2 protein-coding genes are annotated in these 516 nt (G+C 52.9%); both read left to right on the top strand.

The annotated features are described in order from the left end of the window. The coding region (locus ACGTN6_RS21065; RefSeq protein ID WP_394595063.1) for a hypothetical protein at positions 1–292 on the top strand (292 nt) is incomplete at its 5' end. A 98-nt stretch (positions 293–390) separates the two neighbouring features. Beyond that, positions 391–516 (top strand): DUF4224 domain-containing protein (locus tag ACGTN6_RS21060; protein WP_394595065.1); only part of this gene is annotated, 126 nt, incomplete at its 3' end.

The following is a 516-nucleotide window of genomic DNA, read 5'->3' as shown; positions in this document are numbered from 1 at the left end:
ACAGGTCAAAACAAACAAGAATGCAGCCAGGCGGTGGATGCTGAGCCAGAAGTCAGAAACCTTTTATTCCGACTCACATTTCTATGCTTTCGTATCTCTTCCACCTCATGGGGAGCGACCTGCCTTCCACATCGTGCCTAGCGAAGTTGTAGCCAATCAGATTAATAAAAGCCATCGGAATTGGCTTGCAGGAACGAAAGCTAATGGTGAGTCACGAAAAGACTCTCCAATGAGAATTTTTGACGAGACATGTGGAGAGTTCCTAGAGGCCTGGCACTTGCTAGAGCTATGACGAACTGATTCTGTGGAACATCTCATACATCGCCGCCCACGAGGCGGCTTTCTTGTATCTGGGGCCCTGCCCGGCCCTCGCAGGTCGATCAAGGAGACATGATCATGAGGCTATTCCTGACCAGCGAAGAGCTGGAGGAACTGACCGGCCGCAAGCGCCGGAAGGAGCAATGCGATGCCCTGGACTTGATGGGTATCCGCTGGAAGGCAAACGCCGCCGGCGAC

Origin of the sequence: Halomonas sp. B23F22_20 (assembly GCF_043496985.1) — a bacterium.
Classification (GTDB): domain Bacteria; phylum Pseudomonadota; class Gammaproteobacteria; order Pseudomonadales; family Halomonadaceae; genus Halomonas.
The sequence above is the reverse complement of the archived record's forward strand: the minus strand, read 5'-3'. Positions and strand labels throughout refer to the sequence as shown.